The sequence below is a fragment of the Streptomyces sp. BE20 genome (genome assembly GCF_036322525.1).
GTDB lineage: Bacteria > Actinomycetota > Actinomycetes > Streptomycetales > Streptomycetaceae > Kitasatospora.
This window is the reverse complement of sequence record NZ_JAQYWW010000621.1, coordinates 1-361: the sequence shown is the minus strand read 5'-3', so window position 1 is coordinate 361 and position 361 is coordinate 1. Positions and strand designations below refer to the sequence as shown.

1 rRNA gene is annotated in these 361 nt (G+C 59.8%); it reads left to right on the top strand.

From position 1 onward, the window contains the following. Positions 1-184 (top strand): 16S ribosomal RNA (locus PUR61_RS13370); the annotation flags it as partial. Positions 185-361 lie beyond the last annotated feature (177 nt).

Below are 361 nucleotides of genomic sequence, written 5' to 3'. Positions count from 1 at the left end.
GCATGCTGCGGTGAATACGTTCCCGGGCCTTGTACACACCGCCCGTCACGTCACGAAAGTCGGTAACACCCGAAGCCGGTGGCCTAACCCGTAAGGGGAGGAGCCGTCGAAGGTGGGACCAGCGATTGGGACGAAGTCGTCCCAAGGTAGCCGTACCGGAAGGTGCGGCTGGATCACCTCCTTTCTAAGGAGCGCATGGCCGCTAGCAGGCGAATGTTCAGCACGGTCGCTCATGGGTGGAACGTTGACTATTCGGCACACTGGGTTGGCATTCGTTAGTACTGCTTCGGCGTGGAAGACGGATTGTTGATCGGGTGTGTCGGGCACGTTGTTGGGTCCTGAGGGAACGGCCGTTATGGTC